Annotated in this window: 12 protein-coding genes; 5 read left to right on the plus strand and 7 right to left on the minus strand. The window is 71.8% G+C overall.

The features are described from left to right. Positions 1-49: 49 nt before the first annotated feature. On the minus strand, positions 50-1,834 hold the full coding sequence (locus tag ACXN5W_RS01965; RefSeq protein ID WP_473156375.1) for a type VII secretion protein EccE: 1,785 nt from the start codon (positions 1,832-1,834) through the stop codon (positions 50-52). Positions 1,835-1,916: 82 nt separating this feature from the next. Here ACXN5W_RS01965 and eccB point away from each other — a divergent pair, with 82 nt between their 5' ends. The 3 genes from eccB (at position 1,917) to ACXN5W_RS01980 (ending at position 4,155) form a co-directional block, all read left to right on the plus strand. Then, positions 1,917-3,332: a type VII secretion protein EccB gene (gene eccB, locus ACXN5W_RS01970; protein ID WP_473156376.1), complete on the plus strand. Its 1,416-nt coding sequence runs from the start codon at positions 1,917-1,919 to the stop codon at positions 3,330-3,332. Between the two features lie 192 nt (positions 3,333-3,524). Next, positions 3,525-3,842 (plus strand): WXG100 family type VII secretion target, encoded by a 318-nt coding sequence (locus tag ACXN5W_RS01975; protein WP_473156377.1) that lies wholly within the window; start codon positions 3,525-3,527, stop codon positions 3,840-3,842. Between the two features lie 19 nt (positions 3,843-3,861). After that, complete coding sequence (locus ACXN5W_RS01980) at positions 3,862-4,155, plus strand: WXG100 family type VII secretion target (protein WP_473156378.1); 294 nt, start codon at positions 3,862-3,864, stop codon at positions 4,153-4,155. 14 nt (positions 4,156-4,169) lie between these two features. Here the strand turns inward: ACXN5W_RS01980 and mycP are convergent, their stop codons facing one another. Then, complete coding sequence (mycP, locus tag ACXN5W_RS01985; RefSeq protein WP_473156379.1) at positions 4,170-5,474, minus strand: type VII secretion-associated serine protease mycosin; 1,305 nt, start codon at positions 5,472-5,474, stop codon at positions 4,170-4,172. Between the two features lie 158 nt (positions 5,475-5,632). Between mycP and ACXN5W_RS01990 the strand changes: the two genes are divergently transcribed. Together ACXN5W_RS01990 and ACXN5W_RS01995 are read left to right on the plus strand one after the other, a co-directional pair. Next, positions 5,633-7,918 carry an SseB family protein gene (locus tag ACXN5W_RS01990; protein ID WP_473156380.1) on the plus strand — a complete coding sequence of 762 codons (2,286 nt, stop codon included), beginning with the start codon at positions 5,633-5,635 and terminating at the stop codon, positions 7,916-7,918. Then, positions 7,915-8,280, plus strand: a complete 366-nt coding sequence (locus ACXN5W_RS01995; RefSeq protein ID WP_473156381.1) for a hypothetical protein — start codon at positions 7,915-7,917, stop codon at positions 8,278-8,280. Before ACXN5W_RS01990 ends, ACXN5W_RS01995 begins: the two co-directional genes overlap by 4 nt. 74 nt (positions 8,281-8,354) lie before the next feature. On the opposite strand, the gene ACXN5W_RS02000 is transcribed toward ACXN5W_RS01995, so the two are convergent. The 5 genes from ACXN5W_RS02000 to acs form a co-directional block, all read right to left on the minus strand. Further along, positions 8,355-9,287 carry an alpha/beta fold hydrolase gene (locus tag ACXN5W_RS02000; RefSeq protein ID WP_473156382.1) on the minus strand — a complete coding sequence of 311 codons (933 nt, stop codon included), beginning with the start codon at positions 9,285-9,287 and terminating at the stop codon, positions 8,355-8,357. Between the two features lie 271 nt (positions 9,288-9,558). Beyond that, a complete protein-coding gene (locus ACXN5W_RS02005) occupies positions 9,559-10,071 on the minus strand; it encodes a hypothetical protein (protein WP_473156383.1) in 513 nt (170 codons plus the stop codon). Positions 10,072-10,208: 137 nt separating this feature from the next. Next, positions 10,209-12,635: an immune inhibitor A domain-containing protein gene (locus ACXN5W_RS02010; protein ID WP_473156504.1), complete on the minus strand. Its 2,427-nt coding sequence runs from the start codon at positions 12,633-12,635 to the stop codon at positions 10,209-10,211. Between the two features lie 322 nt (positions 12,636-12,957). Then, positions 12,958-15,750 carry an immune inhibitor A domain-containing protein gene (locus ACXN5W_RS02015; RefSeq protein ID WP_473156384.1) on the minus strand — a complete coding sequence of 931 codons (2,793 nt, stop codon included), beginning with the start codon at positions 15,748-15,750 and terminating at the stop codon, positions 12,958-12,960. 200 nt (positions 15,751-15,950) lie between these two features. Beyond that, complete coding sequence (gene acs, locus ACXN5W_RS02020; protein ID WP_473156385.1) at positions 15,951-18,044, minus strand: acetate--CoA ligase; 2,094 nt, start codon at positions 18,042-18,044, stop codon at positions 15,951-15,953. Between the last annotated feature and the right edge of the window lie 15 nt (positions 18,045-18,059).

The following is an 18,059-nucleotide window of genomic DNA, read 5'->3' on the forward strand; positions in this document are numbered from 1 at the left end:
CGCCGACCGCGTCCGGGTGCGCCCCCAGGCTCGCCGGCGGGTGAGCTGCTCAGCGGCCTGCGGAACCGGACGCACGGGCCGAACCGGGCGTACGGCCCGGACGAGATGTCCGGGTGGGACCAGGCGGCCGGTCCGGATGGGTCACACGGGCCGGACCGACCGGGCCGTACGGGTTCAACAGCCGCGCCTCGGCCGGGGACGCGGCCAGCACCGCCCAGCGGACCCCGCCGGGCCGGGCGAGGCCCACCATGTCGGTGGGGATCCGGGTGAACCAGTCGACCGAGTCCGGCAGGTCGAGGGCCGAGCCGACCAGTTCGGCCTCGGGCCGGCTCAGCGGCGCCAGGATCGCCAGGTCGGCTCGGGCCAGCAGGTCCCGATCGGCCGGCGCCAACCGGTCCCGGACGGCCAGCACCGTCCGCCACCCGGACACGTCGCCGGCCTCCGGTGGTGCGCCGTCGAGCACCACCAGGACCGGGCGCCAGGCCGAGGGTCGCGGCGCCGGCCGGCCGGCGGCCAGGAGTGAGATCGGCCGAGTGCCGTCGGCCAGTACCCGCCAGGCATCCGGCCGGACGGTTCGCACCGCCACCTCGGCGCCCATGGTGAGTGCGCGGAGCGTGAGGAGCTGGGCGGTGCGTACCCCGCCGGCCAGGACCAACCGGGTGGGCGCCGCGCGGAACAGCCGTACGGTCACCGGGGTGCCCCGCCGGTCCCGGCCGAGCGGCAGACCGGAATCACCGAGCGGCAGCGCGGTCCGGGCCCCCGAGGGGTCGAGACGTACCGGCGCGACGGGGAGTGGACGGGCCAGCGGCAACGTGGCGACCAGTGCGGGTAGCTGTTCGCCGGGAAGCTCCCGCAGCTCGACGCCGGCCCGGGTGCAGAGCTGACGCAGCGTCTCGGTCGCCAGCTCGAGCGCGGGGGTTGCCGACGCGGCTATCCGGATGCCCAACTCGGCCTCCGGGCCGCCGTCCGCGCGCGGGCACACCCGGATCGACGTCACGGTGGCGGCCGGCACGGCGGCCAGCATGGGTAGCAGCCGGCCCAGGGCCGGCAGATCAGGACCGAGCGCGTACGTCACCTGAGCTTCGTCACCGGTCCGGACCTCGGCCCAACCCTCGACGAGCGGCCGACCCGGCCCGATCCGGGCCAGCTCGGTCACCGCGTCGACCAGCGCGTCCTCGTCGAGCGGTACGGCGGGCAGCGGCCGTAACCGCCGCCGGACCGTGCGCACCGCGGCGGACAGCGCCGCGTGCGGCTCCGGCTCGGTGGGGCCGCCCCGGGCGACCCGGACGGCGATCAGGATCCGCTGCCGGGCCACCGTCCCGCCAGCCGATCCCCGGTACGGCGACAAGCCCGGGCCGGCGGCGGGCAGGCCGGCGATGACCAGGTGCAGCACCACGGTCGGGCTTCCGGCGACCGGACTGGGCAGCAGCCGGGCCGGTGCCGGCAGCCGTCGGCCCGCGCCACCGATCAGGTCCGCCCCGTCGACCTCCAGCAGGGCGGTCAGCCCGGCCGGATCCCGCAGGACGCCGGTCAGCCCGCCGGCCAGCGGCACGGTGTCGGGCTCGGCCGGTACCGCGACGAGGTCCAGCGGGTCGGCGGGGCCGGCGCCGGGACGTGGCGCCCGGCGACGCAGCAGATGCCGCCCGGTCAGCACCAGCCAGCCGGACAACCACCGGCCCCGCCAGCGGGCCCAGGCCACGGCCAGCAGGACAACCGCCACCGGGGCCGCCAGGACCACGGCCAGCCCGCCGGCCGGTGCCGCCGCGAGCAGCACCGCGACGGCGACCTGGCTGGTGAGAACCCGGGCCGTCCGGCCGCGCGGCTGAACCGTCACCTCATACCCCGTCCGGGAGTCGTCGCTGATCGTCGATGAGCCCCGCCTATGGTATTGGCCGGGATCTCTGGAGGGGGGCGCGGTGCCGGGCCGGCAGGAGCAACTGCACTCGTACCAGTTCATGGTTCAGCGGGTGGTGGCCGCGCTGGTGCTCCGGGAGACCGACCCGGCACGTGCCCCGTTCCGCCGGGTCGCCGGCGCCGCGTTGGCGGGTGTGCTGGTGGCCGGCATCGCGCTCGGCGGGACCGCACTGTACGGCGCGTTCACCGGCGCGGGTGGCGACGGCTACCGGGACACCTCGGCGGTGATCGTGGAACGCGAGTCCGGCGCCCGGTACGTCTACCGTGACGGTCGGCTGCATCCGGTGACCAACTTCGCGTCGGCGCTGCTGATCGTCGGTGGAAGTGGGCCCCGGACCGTCCTGGTGTCCCGAAGGTCCATCGAGGACGTTCCCCGGGGCACTCCGCTGGGCCTCGTTGGCGCGCCCGACTCGCTGCCTCGGCCGGGCCGGCTCAGCGCCGGGCCCTGGACGGTCTGCTCGACCCTGCCCGCTGACGGTGCCACCGGATCGCCGCGCTCGGTGCTGGTGCTCGGCGCCGCGTCACCGGAGCCGGCCCTGGGCGAGTCCGGGTTGCTGGTCCGGGCCCCGGACGGCAGCCTGCATCTGCTCTGGCACGGCCGCCGCCATCTGGTACGCACCCCGGACCTGGTGCTGTCCGCGTTCGCCTGGACGAGCCGCCAGCCGCTACCGGTGGCCGCCGCGCTGCTGAACGCCCTCCCGCCCGGCGCCGATCTGGCCCCCGTCCCGGTACCGGACGCCGGGCGGCCGTCCCGGATTCCCGGCCTGACCGTCGGGGAGGTGGTGGTGGTGGCCAGCCAGGGCGGATCGCGGCAGTACGCGCTCGTGGACGGCGACGGCCTGGCCGACATCACCGAGTTGCAGGCCGACCTGCTGCTCACGGCCGGCCGGCAGGCCGAACCGACGCTGCTGTCGCAGGGCCGGTTCGCCGCCGTGGCCAAATCGCCGAGCCGGGTACCGACCGGCGGCACCGCGCCGCCGCAGCGGGCGCCCGAGTTGGTCGACGCCGCCGGTCCGACGCTGTGTGGTCGGTTCGCCCCGGACACCGCTGACCCGCCCGAACTGCGTCTGGCGCCCGCTGCGGCCCGTTCGGGCGAGGTGTCGCCGGACGTGGTGGACCCGGGCGCGGGGGTCGCGGTGGCCAACAAACCCGGTGACCCGATCCGCGCCGACCGGATCGTGGTGCCCGCCGGGGGCGGCGCCGTGGTGCGGTCCGCGCCGGCTCCGGGCGCGCCCGAGGGCGCGATCTGCGTCGTCACCGACCTGGGCCGACGGTACGCGGTGCCGGACGCGCAGGTGCTGGCCATGCTCGGCTATCGGGACGTACGCCCGATCGGGCTGCCCGCCTCCGTGGTGGCGCTGTTGCCGGCTGGCCCGGCCCTGGAGCCCGGCGCGGCCCGCTCGCCGACCGGCCCGTGATCCGGTCGGTGCCGGCTTGCGGCCCGGGCCGGCTTGCGGTCTGTGCCGGCGGTTGTCCACAGGCGTGATCGCGGGCCTACCGACCGTGCTCGTGACCGGCTAGCGTCAGCGGTGCGAAGTCGATCGATGACGACAGGTGATCATCATGCCGGGCGGGCCGTGCCGGCGTGCGACGCGGAGGAGGGTGACCGGGTGACCCAGACCCAGGCGGAGGCCACGGTGCTGCGGCAGACCGCGGCCAGGTTCGAACGGGCTGACGAGGCGTTGCAGGCGATGCTCAGTGGCCTGATGACCGAGCTGGAGGGGCTGCGGCAGACCTGGCGGGGTGCCGGTGGCCGCTCCTTCGAGCAGGTCAAGCAGCAGTGGTCAGAGGATCAGGCGGCATTGCAGCGCGCGCTGCGGGAGACCGCCACCGCGATCCGCACCGCCGGCCTGCGATACGACGACACCGACAGCGCGGCGGCCGACCGGGTCGCCAGGACCAGCCGCGGCATCCAGCTGCCGCTCTGACCCCGGAGGCGAGGATCCCATGCCCGATGACCAGCTCGTCGTCAGCTTTCCGGCGCTGCAACAGGCGAGCGCCGACATCCAGCGAGCCGTGAACACCCTGGAGACACAGCTCGGCCAGCTCGAACGGGACGCCGCCCCGCTGGTGGCGACCTGGGAGGGCGCGGCCCGCCAGGCCTACGAGCAGCGCCAGACCCGCTGGCGGGCCGCCGCGCAGGACCTGCGCCAGATGCTCGGTGACATCAAACTGGCCGTCGACGAGTCAACGGCCGACTACCTCAGCACCGAGAAACGGAACGCCAGCCTCTTCCAGTGACCGGCCGGTCGGGTTCAGCTGTCGACCGGGTCCGGCGGCTCCCACCGGCGTCGCCTCCCGCGCGGCAGCACCACGGTGGCCAGCAGCGCGAGCACCGTGCCGACGGCGCCAGCCGTGCCGACCAGCAGGGCGGTCCGCCGGTGCCGGCCGACCGCCGTCGCCGTGGCGGACTTCGCACCGACGGGATCCAGGCCGGCGGGGTCCGAGCCGTCGGGATTGGCGCTGCCGGGGTCCGAGCCGCCGGGAGTGACGGCCGAGGTTCCAGCTCCGGTGGCCGGGTCCACCCGTTCGGTCACCGCCCGCTCCGGGTTGAGCACCCCGCTGCCGTACCCGACGCCGGCTCCGGGTGCCGGATCCGCCGTGTCGCGGATCTGCGCGCTGACCTGGGCGGCGGTCAGCGTGGGGCGGTATTCCCGGAGCAGGGCCGCGGTCGCGGCGACGAACGGGGTGGCATAGCTCGTACCGTCGTGCCGCCCGGTGCCCCGCCCCGGGCTGGCCGCCAGCACGTCCGTCCCTGGGGCCACCACATCGACGTACGGGCCGAGCTGCGAGAACGGGGACCGCAGCCCGTCCGGACCGATCGCGCCGACGCCGACGACCCCGGGATAGGCGGCCGGATATGGCGGCGGATCGCCGTCCTCGTGCCGGTTCCCGGCGGCGGCCACCACCACGACGTCGTGGTCGATCGCGTACCCGATCGCCTGCCGCACTGCCGGGACGTCCGAGTAGAGCACCACGGAGAGGTTCAGGACGTCCGCGCCATGCCGTACCGCCCATCGGATCGCCTGGGCGAACCGTTCCGGCGGGGCGGTCCGGCCGGACTCCTTCCCGCCGATCGCCTGCTGCTCGCTCACCCGGATCGGCAGGATCCGCGCCTCCGGAGCCAGCCCACGCAGCGGCGTACCGGGCTGCGGACCAGCGGCGATGATGCTTGCCACGGCGGTTCCATGTCCGGCGCAGTCACGCCGGCCGTCGTTGCCGGGATCGAGGAAGTCCGCGCCCGGATCGACCCGGCCGGCGAGTTGGGGATGGTCCGCGTCCACTCCGGAGTCGATTACCGCGACGGTCACCCCGGCCCCGGTGGCCAGCGCCGCGATGCGGCCCGGCGGAAAGCGCCGTTGCGTCCACGGGAGGGCGGATCCCGCTCGGGTGACCGGCGCCCGGGTCGCACACCCGGTGGTGGCGAATGCGCGTTCGGTGACCGGTCGGGCCGGACTTGCGAACTTCCCGGTAGCGGTCCCTGCGGACGGCGCGAACCCGGGCGTGGCCAGCGCGATCAGGGCCGCGACCGGTACGGTCGCGAGGCGGAACGAGAACATGCCATCTCCGAACGTGTCGGTTTCGGCACGGGATGTTACCGCCGGACGAGTTCTGGTGACGTCCACCAACCGTTCGGGCCTACAATTATGATCATGCTTCGTCCCTTGTAGTTGAGTGCGAGCCGCGGCTTCGTCAGGTGGTGGAAGGGAGAGTGGCCGTGACCGACTGGGAGCCGGCCACCGAGGCAGAGGCCGCGTTGTGGGACGCGCTCCGCCGGGATGACCAGGAAGGTTACTTCCGCGTCCTGGCCGGGACCGAACTGTTGCTGCCGGTGCCGGATCAACCGGCGGCCGGGCGCAGCGCCGGATGGGGCACCTGGACCACCGACGGGCGGACCCATGTGCTCGCCTTCACCTCGACGAGGGCGGCCCGGGGGTGTCTGGGTGATGCCATCGGTCCGACCCGCCGGATCCGGTACCTCGACCTCGCCGCGAACTGGCCGAGCCAGCGCTGGTGGCTGGCGGTCAACCCGGGTCTCCCGATCGAGGGCTACCTGCCCGCCTGGTTCGTGGCCCAACTCGCGCACGGGAACGGTCGGCCAGCCCAGCATGGCGGCGGACCGGAGCCTCAGCCCGACCGCTCGGCGCCGAGATCAGCCGGGTCGCGAACCCAACCGGGCGGTTCGGAGACCCGAGCAGGCAGTCCCGGGGCCGAGCATCACCCCGCCCCGACCGCGCGGCAGCCGGGGAACCATGGTGGCCCGACGGCGCCACCGCCGTTCCGGCCGGCGCCGGCGCCCTTCCGGCCACCGGCGGACCTCTCCGGGCAGCCACCACCGCCGTTCAACGGGACCGGCTCCGCCGACGTACCGGCCGGGGTTGGTGCGCCACCGTCCGCCCCGGACCGGTCGTCCGCCCCAGACCGGTCGTCCGCCCCAGACCGGTCGGCCGCCGTTGGCTCGCCGAACGGGCGTGTGGACTCCGAGCAGCTCACCGGGCCGGTACCGGTCGGTTCGCCGGCATCGGCCGGTTCGGCGATGTCGGCACCCGAACAGTCCGCACGGTCGATGTCGGCACCCGAACAGTCCGCACGGTCGGTGCCGGTCGGTTCGCCGGTTTCGGCACCCGACCGGCCCGCCGAGGTGGCGGCGGAGGCGGAGCCCACGGAGCGCGCGCCGGAACTGCCGGTGGTGGAACCGACCGAGGTGACTCCGGCCCCGCGGATCGCGGCCCCGGTCCGACGGGTGTCGGACAGCCAACCGGTGGTCATCGACGGTGCGGTGGTCGACGGAACCGAGCTGACGCCGACCTCACCGACGTCCCCCGCGCCGACGTCCCCCGGGCTGGCGGGTGTCGGGACGGTGGACCCCGAGCCGACGTCCCCCGGGCCGGCGGGTGTCGGGACGGTGGACCCCGAGCCGACGTCCCCCGGGCCGGCGGGTGTCGGGACGGTGGACCCCGAGGCGGCGGGTGTCGAGCGGGCCGACGCGGAGGCGGCCGGGACCGGTTCCGCGCCGGCCGGGTGGCCGGTCGAGCGGTCGGACGCCTTCACGCCGGCCAACGAGGTGGAATGGGATCTTTACACGGCGGCCGCTGAGGGCAGCACCGACCGGTTCCTCTCCACCCTGCTGCTGGCCAGGGTGCTGCTGCCGGTGGACGCCACCTCGGTGCCCGGGACGGGGCCGGGTGACGCCGGCTTCGTCTGGCGGGCCGAGGCGCTGGGTGATGAGCGGTTCGTTGTGGTCTTCACCTCGCCGGAACGGCTCGCCGAGCACCTGCCGCCCGACACCCCCACGGTGGGGGTCACGTTCGTGCAGCTGATCCGTCGGTGGCCGGATCCGGACTGGTCGTTCGCGGTCAACCCCGGCACGCCGGTCGGGGCGAAGCTTCCCGGCGAGCAGGTACTCGCCCTGGCCAACTGGGCCACCGAGGCTGGTCTCGACGACGAACCGCTGCCGGCCGCGGCCGACGGACCCGTCCCGGTGTCACCGGCCGCCCCGCCGTACGTACCGGCGCCGGACGACCCCACCAGGCCGGTCATCATGCAGAAGGTGGTGGCACCGACCCAGCTGGGTTTCTATCTGGACCGCGGGTACGACCGGGTGGCCGGGTTCGTCCAGCGGGCCAGCGAGGTGGCGCACCTGCGCGGCCCGGCCGAGCTGTACGAAGCGCTCGGTCTGAACCATCCGACCTCGGCGTTCGCGCCTGACGCCGAGGAGATCTACCTGCTGCGGTGGGCCGCCTACCGACCGGATCTCTACCGCATCCCGTACGGCGGCCAGAACGAGGCCGCGATGCGGGCGATGGAGGGCTGGATGATCGAACGCCCACCGTTCCGGGGCAATGGCTTCGCCCCGGGGGACGGTCCCGACGTCATCGCGGAGTTCAAGGTGGACAGCGTACGGCTGCCGCACGGTGCGCAGCTCTGGCGGCTCGGATCGGACGGCGTCGAGAGCCTGGTGGCGACGCTGGACAGCGACCGGCGTGCCTGGGTGTCGGAATGATCCGCGACGGCTATCTGGCGCGTTGGCGGGGCGACGAGTACGACGCGAGCCCGGCCGGCGAGCAGGTGCGGATCTACCGGCCCGACCCGGCGGAGGGTTTCACCGGCATCGGACCCGACCGGTACGTCCGGGTGCTCCCGGCGACCGAGGTGGACGAGCTGGTGTATGTGCGGACCCTGTGCTCGTGGCGCGGGCAGCCGTTCATCGTGCTCGGTGAGCAGGACGGCTGGCTGCGGATCGAGTACACCGGCGGACGCTGGCCGGTGGCCGAGTCGCTGGGCCTGGAGACCTTCGACTACGGCGTCTACCAGGGCTGGGCCCCGGCGACCGAGGTCACCGAGCTGCGAGAGCACCGGGTCTGACCGGCACGGTCCAGGTCACCGAGCTGCGGGAGCACCGGGTCTGACCGGCGCGGTTCAGGTCTGGGCCGGGTGGTTCAGCTCTTGGTCCAGCGCAGCACCTCGCCGAGGATCAGGTCGGGCGCTTCCAGGTGCGGAAAGTGACCCACCCCGTCGAGCAGTCGCCATTCGTACGGGGCGGTGACGTACCGGCCGGAACCCTGCGCGGTGCGGGGCAGCGCGGCGCGGTCCAACGCGCCGTGCAGTTGCAGCGTGGGCGTCACGATGGGTTTCTGCATCAGCTTGACGAACCGGTAGCCGTGCAGCCGCAGCGCGGACCGGAACGCCCAGCGGTAGCCCTCCATCGCGCAGAACGCCGCCTGCGGGATCCGCATCGCCTGCCGGTACCGCTCGACGTAGCCGGGGAAGGCGGGGCCCCGCACCCAGTCCGGGCCGGCCCACCGGGTCAGCACCTCACCGACCAGTGCGGCGTCGTCGCGGGTGAGGATGTGCTCGTACCGGGGGAGCTGGAACCGCAGCGTGGAGGTGGCGGCGGCGAACTGCCCGCGCGGGTCGGCGAAGATGGCGGCCCGCAGCCGCAGCGGATGCGGTGCGCCGAGGATCACGAGCCGGCGTACCAGGGTGGGGTGGAACGAGGCGGCGGCCCAGGCGATCATGCCGCCCGCGCCCGTGCCGACGACGGTGGCCGAGCGTTCGCCCAGCCCGCGGATCAGCCCGGCCACGTCGGCGGCGAGGGTGTACCCGTCGTACCCGCGGGGTGGTTTGTCGCTGGCGCCGTATCCTCGCAGGTCGGCCGCGACCGCCCGGAATCCGGCCTCGGCGACCGCCGGCAGGATCTCGTGCCAGGCCCACCAGAACTCGGGGAAACCGTGCAGGAACAGCACCATCGGACCGGTGCCCGCCTCCACGACGTGGAAGCGGCTGCCGTTGGCACCGACGAACCGGTGCGTCCACGGGCCGTCGTCCAGCACGCAGGATTCGTCGACGGTCGTACCCCGGTGGTCGCTCACGCCGGCTCCTCGCTGAGCGCTCTCATGCTGGATTCTCGCTGCGCTCGAAGCCAGCATGAGGCTCAACCAGGGTGAGCTTGCTGATTCGCTCGCTTCGCTCGTTCATGTCCAACAGCCTAGGCGGCGTGCCGGCTACCCGACCGGGCCCTACGGGTCGGACCAGGGAATCGTCCGGGTGGCCACCGGCTGTCCGGTTCGCCGGGCGCCGCCGCCAGCGCGGTTCAGCTCAGCCGCCGTCATCGTGGTTCAGCTCAGCCGCCGCCAGCGCGGTTCAGCTCAGCCGCCGTACGCTCCGGATGGCCAGCGGCCTGCCGGGTCCGCAGTCGACCTGCCCAGCCGACGCCGCCACCTGGACGACCACCCGGACACCCCTGGGCAACGAGCCGGTCTCCGGGCCGTACAGGGCGTATTCGGTGCCCTCGTCGTCGACCAGTCCGTAGCAGGGTCCGGACCCGCCACGGGTGACGAGGCCGCCGACCGTGTCCATCCGGGTCTGGTCGGTCGGGTTGTCCGGCGGCTTGCCGACCGGCCCCGGGGTGGGCGGCGCGACGTCGGAAAGCGGTGGGCGGCTCGACGGGCCGCCGTCGGCCGGCCGGGTGGGATCCGGCGGCGGCGTTTGGGTCGGTGCGGCCGGGCCGGTGGACTCGACCCGCTCCGATGGTGTGGTGCTGCCGGGCCGCTCCCGCGGAAGGGTGGCGTCTCCCCTCGGGGCGGCGCAGGCCACGACGGCCAGGCTCACCAGGGCCCCGACGGCGACGGCGATGGCACGGCGGTTCGACGTCATGCCCGTTCGACGGTGCCCGGCGGTCGCTGGTTCCCGCTGGAACGGGCGATGCCCGGGACCGGCGGACCGGTCCCGGGCATCGTCGTGGTGCGGTGGTGCGGTGGTGCGGTGGTGCGGTGGTGCGGTGGTGCGGTGCGTCAGGAGACGCGGATCTTCATCGAGGTGCCGTCCTGCTCGAGGACCTTGATCTTGACACCGGCGGCCGGCAGCTTGACGCCGTGGTTCGGCAGCACCGAGTCGAAGTAGTCCTTGGTGTCGTCGAACAGCGGCTGCGCGTCCTGGCCACGGACGTACTGCGGCTGGCCGTTGATGTGCAGGGTGAACGAGTCCGCCTTCATGGTGCTGAACGGGGCGTCGTAGATCTGCACCCGGGTCCGCCAGGGGTTGCCGGTGAGGTTGTAGATCGGGCGCGGGTGCGCGTCGATGTACAGGTTGAGACCCTCACCCGGGTGGTCGCTGACGTTGTTGTCGACCTGCGAGGTGTCCCAGTAGGAGACGAGCAGACCCTGCTGGTACGGGTAGTGGTCGACGTAGTCCGGCCGGCTGTTCTGGTAGCCGAAGTAGTACGGGCCGGTCTTGAGGTACTTGTCGTAGGAGACGTACGACCGGTTGCCCGCGATGTAGTAGTTGTCGTACAGGCTGCTGATGGACGAACCCACGACGGAGAACCCGGCGAGCGTCCACCCGGCGGCCGACTCGGCGCCGTCGCTGAGCACGGTCGCGCCGTCCGCCGTGACCGTGATGTTGTCGGCGAAGAAGCCGCCCTCCGACACCCCACCGTCGGTGCGGTAGTGGAACCGGAACAGCACCTTCTGACCGGCGACCGCGTTCATCGGGACGTTGAGGTCGACCCAGGCGCCCGCGGTGCTGCCGTCGAGGGCCGGGGTGCCGCTGGCGTCCCGGTCGAAGGCGTGGCCGTTGACCGTGCCGTCAAGTGCGGTCCAGCTCGCCCCGTTGTCCGTCGACGCCTCCAGGTAGAGGTAGTCGTACCCCTCCTCGATCGCGTACCGGACCTTCGCCGACAGCGACGCGGACGTCTTGCCGGTGAAGTCGAACGACCTGGTCATGGTGGTGTCGAGGTCGTCCGCGTTGCCGGAGAAGTACTGCTTGCTCCCGGCGAACGGTGCCCCGAGGTTGGTCGTCACGGCCTTCTTGGGCAGTGGTACGACCACACCCTGCGCCTTGCTGGAGTTGTACTCCTGCGGGCCCAGGTTGAGGGTCCGGGTCTGGCCCGGCACCGCGACCTCGTAGTCCAGCCAGCCGAGCTGGAGCTTCTGCCAGGCACCGATGTCACCCGGACGGGTGCCGATGGCCTCGTCCTCCTTGGCGTTCAGCCGGCTCTGGGCCATCAGGCTCCAGTGCTCGACCGCGTTGTCGCCGGCGCCGTTGGTGTCGTAGTCGTCCGGCAGGCCGAGGTCGTGGCCGTACTCGTGGACGAAGACGCTCAGGCCGCCGTTCTCCGGCTGGATGGTGTAGTCACCGATCCACAGGCCGGTGCTGCCGATCTGGGTGCCGCCCAGCTTGTTCTGCGCCGGGCCGGTGCGACCGGCGTCGGTGCCGTAGGCGTACCACCGGTGGCTCCAGATGGCGTCCTCACCCTGGATCGGGTCGCCGTCGGCCTCGTCACCACCGGCGTGAACGATCTGGAAGTGGTCGATGTAGCCGTCCGGCTCGTTGAAGTTGCCGTCGCCGTCGTAGTCGTACCGGTCCCACTGGTCGAACTGCTTGACGTCCTCGGCGATCTGGGCGTCGGTGCGACCCCGGGCCTTCTGGTCGGCGACCCACTGGTTCGCGGCGTCCCGGACCAGGTCCCAGGTGGTGTTGCAGACGTGCGAGTTGCACACGTTCGGGTCGTCACCGTTGCCGTCGGTCGGCGAGTCGCTGGACCGGCCGTACCGGGCCTCGTTGTACTTGACCTTGACCCAGTCGGTGACCTCGCCCGCGACGCTGTACCGCCCCGAGGACTGGGTCTCGTAGTAGGTCTTGACCGACTCGACGCCGCTGCCCTCACCGAAGTACAGCTTCCGGTAGTAGTCGGCGTCGTAGTTCGGCTGCCACACGGTGGAGTTGTCCACCGCCCGGTTGGGCTGCGGGATCTGGTTGTTCAGCGGACCGTCGTACTTCGTCGGACCGGGCACCTGGGGGTTGGTGTCCCGATCCGGGAACCGCGGGTCCCGCTCGTCACCGAACTCGGCCAGGATGACGAAGATGTGGTCCGTCTTCTCCCGGGCCAGCTCGACGTACTGGTCGGTGGTGTTGGTGCCGCCGGCGAGAGTGCGGGCGCCCGCCTTACCGGCCGGGCCGGCACTGACGGTCTCACCCACCTTCACGACGGTGCTGCCGTTGCGCTTCTCGGGCTTGGCCTTGCCGTTGATGACGCTGGTGAGGCCCTCCTGGCGCAGCGCGCGCCGCTTGTCCTCAAAGGGGTTCGGCAGTTCGTCCCGAGTCGGGGCTGGCTCGGAGACCGACGGGGCTGACGTCGGCGCCTTCGCCACGGGAGCCGCCACCGCGGACGAGCCAACAGCCAAGCTCGTCGCGGTCAACGACAACCCGAGTAGCCCCACTGCGACTTTGCGCACGTGGTACCTCCGGTGTAGGGGGAGCCGACGGGACATGACGCAGTCACGCCGGCGCAGGTGGACCCAGTTGTGGGACCACTGTGAACCTAGACACCACCGGGAATCATGTGAAGTACCGTGCGTCGTTTTATTGCAGAAACTTCGTGGACAAGACCTTCGATGTCACAACCCGGCCGTCCGGATGACCACCTCGGGCCGGTTCACCGATCCCACTCTCGGTCATTCTCTGACCACCGTCGATACACGCCGGAAATGCGACGACCCGTCCGGAGCGACCGCTCCGGACGGGTCGTCGAGGTGCCTCGGGTCAGCTCCGAGCCGGAGTTACATAAACCGTGGCGGATGAATTGTCCCGAGCCGCGCGCTTGATGGTCAGCGAAACGCCGTAGCTGACGCCCGCGTCACCGGGATTGCCGGACCCCAGCACGATGGCCCCGCCGCCGAGGGTGACGCCGTAGTAGTCCAGCGCCGGCGTTCCGTCCGGATTGACCACCCGGGTGGTGTAGCTGGCGTTGCCCCGCGACGGGACCACCACCGAGGCGTCGTTGTCCCGGGCGTACGCGCTGCCGTCCCGGATCTCGATGCCCGGGTACCAGCCCTTGGCGTCGCTGAACGCCGGCACCGCCCGCTGGCTGCCGAAGTTGGTGCAGTACTCGCTGTACGGCTCGTCGGCCGCTTCCAGACATTCCCGGAACGGGTACGTCCGGTGCAGCGTGAACGCCGCGTTCGACGACTGCGGCCGGCTGGGCAGGTTGTCCAGCACCGACGGGTCCTTCTCGGCCGCCACCCCCTGCCGGCGGTACGGGTCGAAGTGCGAGTCGACGATGAGCAGGCCACCCTTGGCGCCGTAGCTGGGTAGCGCGGTCATCTGGGCGGTGACGTGGTTGACGTCGCCCAGCGCGGTGTCCCGGTACCAGACCAGCAGGCCGGGAGCGTTGTAGGACACCCGGTCGACCTTCCACGCCTCGTGCGAGTACGCGGTGTCGTAGGCGTACTTCAGGCCCTTGTCGAAGCCGTCGAAGTTGCGCCACTCCGCCAGGTAGTACTGGGACTTGACCTGGGTACCGCTGTCGATCTGCCAGCCCGCTCCGGTGGTGTCGGTGAACGAGCCGACGGTCGCGGTCCAACCGTTCGCCCCGCCCTCGACGTCGTCACTCCAGGTGGTGCTGCCACCGCCGGTGACCGAGAAGTCGTCGGCGAACCAGCCCCGCTCCTCGAACGCGGCGTCGGTGGCCTGGCGCAGCCGCACCTGGACGGTGCTGCCCGCGAACCCGCTCAGATCGACGTAGTCGTGCCGCCAACCGCCGCTGTCGCCGGTCAGGCCGTACTTCTTGCCGCCATAGTCGGCCATCCGGCCGTTCGGGTCGGCGTAGCCGTCGTCGGTCGAGACGAGGTTTCCGGTGGCGTCGTAGACCTTCTGTTCGGCCCAGGTCCGGCCACCGTCGGTGGAGACCTCGACGAAGCCGTAGTCCCAGTCCTCCTCGATGACGTAGTTGTTCCACATCCAGAACTTCGCGTCGGCGCCCGCCGGCACGCTCACCGAACGGCTCAACGTCACGTCGGCCCAGTCCTGGTCGGCGTTGCTGTACCACATCTTGGCGCCGCTGTGCGGAGTCGCCAGCGTGAGCACCTTGTCCGGCAGGTCGACCTTGATGCCGTCCTCGGTCCCGACCGGTGTCCGGGAGGTCTGCCCGACCTGGACGCTACGGGCGCGGCTGCCCGGCGTGAACTCCAGCGGGTCGGCCCAGCCGAGCACCCACTTGTCCCACAGGCCCATGTGGGTGGGCAGGGCCTGGATGATCTCGCCGGAGTGTGAACCGGAGGACATCAGGTCCCAGAAGTCGACGTCCGAATCGGCCGCGCCCGAGGTGTCGTACAGGTCGGGCAGGCCCAGGTCGTGGCCGTACTCGTGGGCGAACACGCCCACCCCGGAGTCCTCCGGCTGCACGATGTAGTTCGAGACCTTCAGGCTGGTGCCGGGGATGGTGTAACCGCCCGTGACCGCCGACGAGTGCGCCCAGATCGAGTACGGACCCTCCGCGCCGCCGCCGCCGGACTTGTCCTCACCCGCGTGCACCAGCACCAGGTGGTCGACCACGCCGTCCGGCTCGAAGTAGTTGCCGTCGCCGTCCCGGTCGCCCTGGTCCTCGACGTCGTAGTCGGCCCAGGGGAAGTGCGGGTCCGCCTTGGCCAGCGCGTCGATCGCGTCCGTGGCCAGCCGGCCCGGACCGAGCGGGTTGTCCGGGTGCCCGTTCATCGCCTGCATCTCCGGGGCGACCCAGTTGCCGTCGGCGTCCTTGGAACAGAGGGTGGCCGCGTACCACGCCTCCGAGTGCGGCACCGTGATCCACGGGCTGGCCTGCCCGTTCACCGTGTACGCGCCCTTGGACATCTCCGAGTACATGTTGTGCATCGTGCGGCCGGCCAGGTTGATGCCCGGCTTGCCGTCCGGCCCCCGCAGGTCGGTGCGGACCCGCTGGGTGATGCCCTCCGTGCTGTAGAGCATCTTGTTGTAGTGCGCGGAGGAGAAGTCCGGCACCCACATCGAGTTGTTGTCCTTGTGCGGCAGGGTCGCCGGGTTGGGGATCTTGTTGTGCGTCGGCCCGTTCTGCACGGTGCCCGGCACGCAGGTCCGGTCCTCCGTCACGGTCTTCGGCACCATCGTGCCGGTGAAGTCGTCGTTGGCCGCCGGGTTGAACTCCACGAGTACGGTCAGCAGCTTCGCGACCTGGGTCTGCTTCGCCTGCTTGATCTTGCGCGGGCTCTTCCGGTCGCGGACCGCCCTGGCTTCCAGCCGGGCCAGCTCGCGTGCCGTGACCGGGTTGCCCCGGGCGTACTTGTGGTCGATCGCCTTGGCCTTGGTCAACGCCGGGGCGTAGACCCCGGCGGTGCCCTTGACCAGATGTTCGGTATCGGACTGCACAGTGGGTTCGGCGTAGTTGATGTAGTACTCGTCCGGTCCGATGACGGCTCCCGCCGGACCGGCGGTCACCGCCGCCGAACCGCCGGACACGGTCAGCGCGCTGGCGACGAGGGCGAGCGCGGGTAGCGCGACAAGCAGACGCCGGCGCGACCGGGTTCGGGTATGTGGATGGTTCATGCCGCTCCAATTCCGATGGCATGGGGAGGGAGTGGAAGCCGGACGCCCGCTCGGAGGGGTCGGATCAGCCGAGCGGCCCGACGGCATGAAGCTAAGTTGACAGTTCCCAGATGGCAAGTGTCCGGCGGTCGTCGGTACCCGAACGGGCGAGGGCGGCGGTCCGTGTGGACCGCCACCCTCGAGTCACTTTCCGGTCGAGATCAGTCCTCGTCGGACTTTCCGGACCGCATCCCCGAGGAGATCAGGTCCATCACCGACGAGTCCTGCAGGGTGGTCACATCGCCCAGCGACCGGTTCTCCGCGACGTCCCGGAGCAGCCGACGCATGATCTTCCCGGATCGGGTCTTGGGCAGCTCGGCTACGAGCATGATCTGACGCGGCTTGGCGATCGGCCCGAGCGTCTTCGCCACGTGGTTGCGCAGTTCGGTGATGAGGGCCTCGCCCGCCTCCCCCTCGGCGTCGACGTTGCCGCGCGGGATCGTGAACGCGACGATCGCCTGCCCGGTGGTCGGGTCGGTGGCTCCCACCACCGCGGCCTCGGCGACCGACGGATGCGAGACCAGCGCCGACTCCACCTCGGTGGTCGAGATGTTGTGCCCCGACACCAGCATCACGTCGTCGACCCGGCCGAGCAGCCACAGATGACCGTCGTCGTCCTTCTTCGCCCCGTCACCGGCGAAATAGACCCAACGACCGCCCTCGGCGCCCGCGCCGCCGGTCTCGCTACCGGCGCCCGCGCCGCTGTGCTGGCCGTCGGCGCCCGCGCCGCTGTGCTGGCCGTCGGCGCCCGCGCCGCTGTGCTGGCTGTCGGCGCCCGCGCCGAAGCGCGACCAGTAGGTTTCCAGGAAGCGCTTGTCGTCGCCCCAGATGGTGCGCAGCATGGAGGGCCACGGCTCGCGCAGGACCAGGTAGCCACCGCCGCCGTTCGGCACCGAGTTGCCCTGGTCGTCCACCACGTCGGCACTGATCCCCGGCAGCGGCGACATCGCGCTGCCCGGCTTGGTCGCGGTCACCCCGGGCAGCGGGGAAATCATCATGCCGCCCGTCTCGGTCTGCCACCAGGTGTCCACCACCGGGCAGTTGCCCCGGCCGACGAACTCCCGGTACCACATCCACGCCTCGGGGTTGATCGGCTCACCGACGCTGCCCAGCAGGCGCAACGAGGACAGGTCGTACTCCTGCGGGATGTCCTCGCCCCACTTCATCATGGTGCGGATCAGGGTCGGCGCCGTGTACAGGATGCTCACCTTGTACCTGTCGACGATCTCCCAGAACCGGCCCCGGTGCGGGGTGTCCGGCGTCCCCTCGTACATCACCTGGGTTGCGCCGTTGGACAGCGGCCCGTAGACGATGTACGAGTGCCCGGTCACCCAGCCGATGTCCGCGGTACACCAGTAGACGTCGGTCTCCGGCTTGAGGTCGAACACCGCGTGCGTGGTGTAGGAGATCTGGGTCAGGTAACCGCCCGTGGTGTGCAGGATGCCCTTCGGTCGGGCCGTGGTGCCGCTGGTGTAGAGGATGAACAGCGGGTGCTCGGAGTCGAACGGCTGCGCCTCGTGGGTGTCGGCGGCCGTCTCCACGGTCTCGTGCCACCACACGTCCTTGTCGCCCCAGTTCACCCGCTCACCGGTGCGGCGCACCACCAGCACGTGCTCCACGGTGTCGCACCGGGAGACGGCCTCGTCGACGGTGGACTTCAGGTCGGACGGCTTGCCCCGGCGGTATCCGCCGTCGGCGGTGATCACCAGCTTGGCGCTGGCGTCCTGGATCCGGCTGGTCAGGGCGTCGGCGGAGAAACCACCGAAGACCACACTGTGGGTGGCGCCGATCCTGGCGCAGGCCAGCATCGCCACCGCCGCCTCGGGGATCATCGGCAGGTAGATCGCCACCCGGTCGCCCGCCGTGACGCCCAGCTCGGTCAGCGCGTTGGCGGCCTGGCTGGTGAGCCGGAGCAGGTCGGCGTAGGTGATCGTCCGGGTGTCACCCGGTTCGCCCTCCCAGTGGATGGCCACCCGGTCGCCGTTGCCGGCCGCCACGTGCCGGTCCAGGCAGTTGGCCGCGACGTTCAGCTGGCCGCCGACGAACCACTTCGCGAACGGGGGATTGGACCAGTCGAGCGTTTCGTCCCATTCCCGGGCCCAGTCCAGTCGGCGGGCCTGACGGGCCCAGAACGCCAGCCGGTCACCGGCCGCCTCGTCGTACGCGCCGGCGGTCACGTTGGCGTCGGCGGCCAGCCCGTCCGGCGGCGGGAAGACCCGAGTCTCGTTCAACAGATTGGCCAGCGTCTCGCTCATCTCAGCCTGTCCCTC

The organism is Plantactinospora sp. A48 (assembly GCF_055793945.1).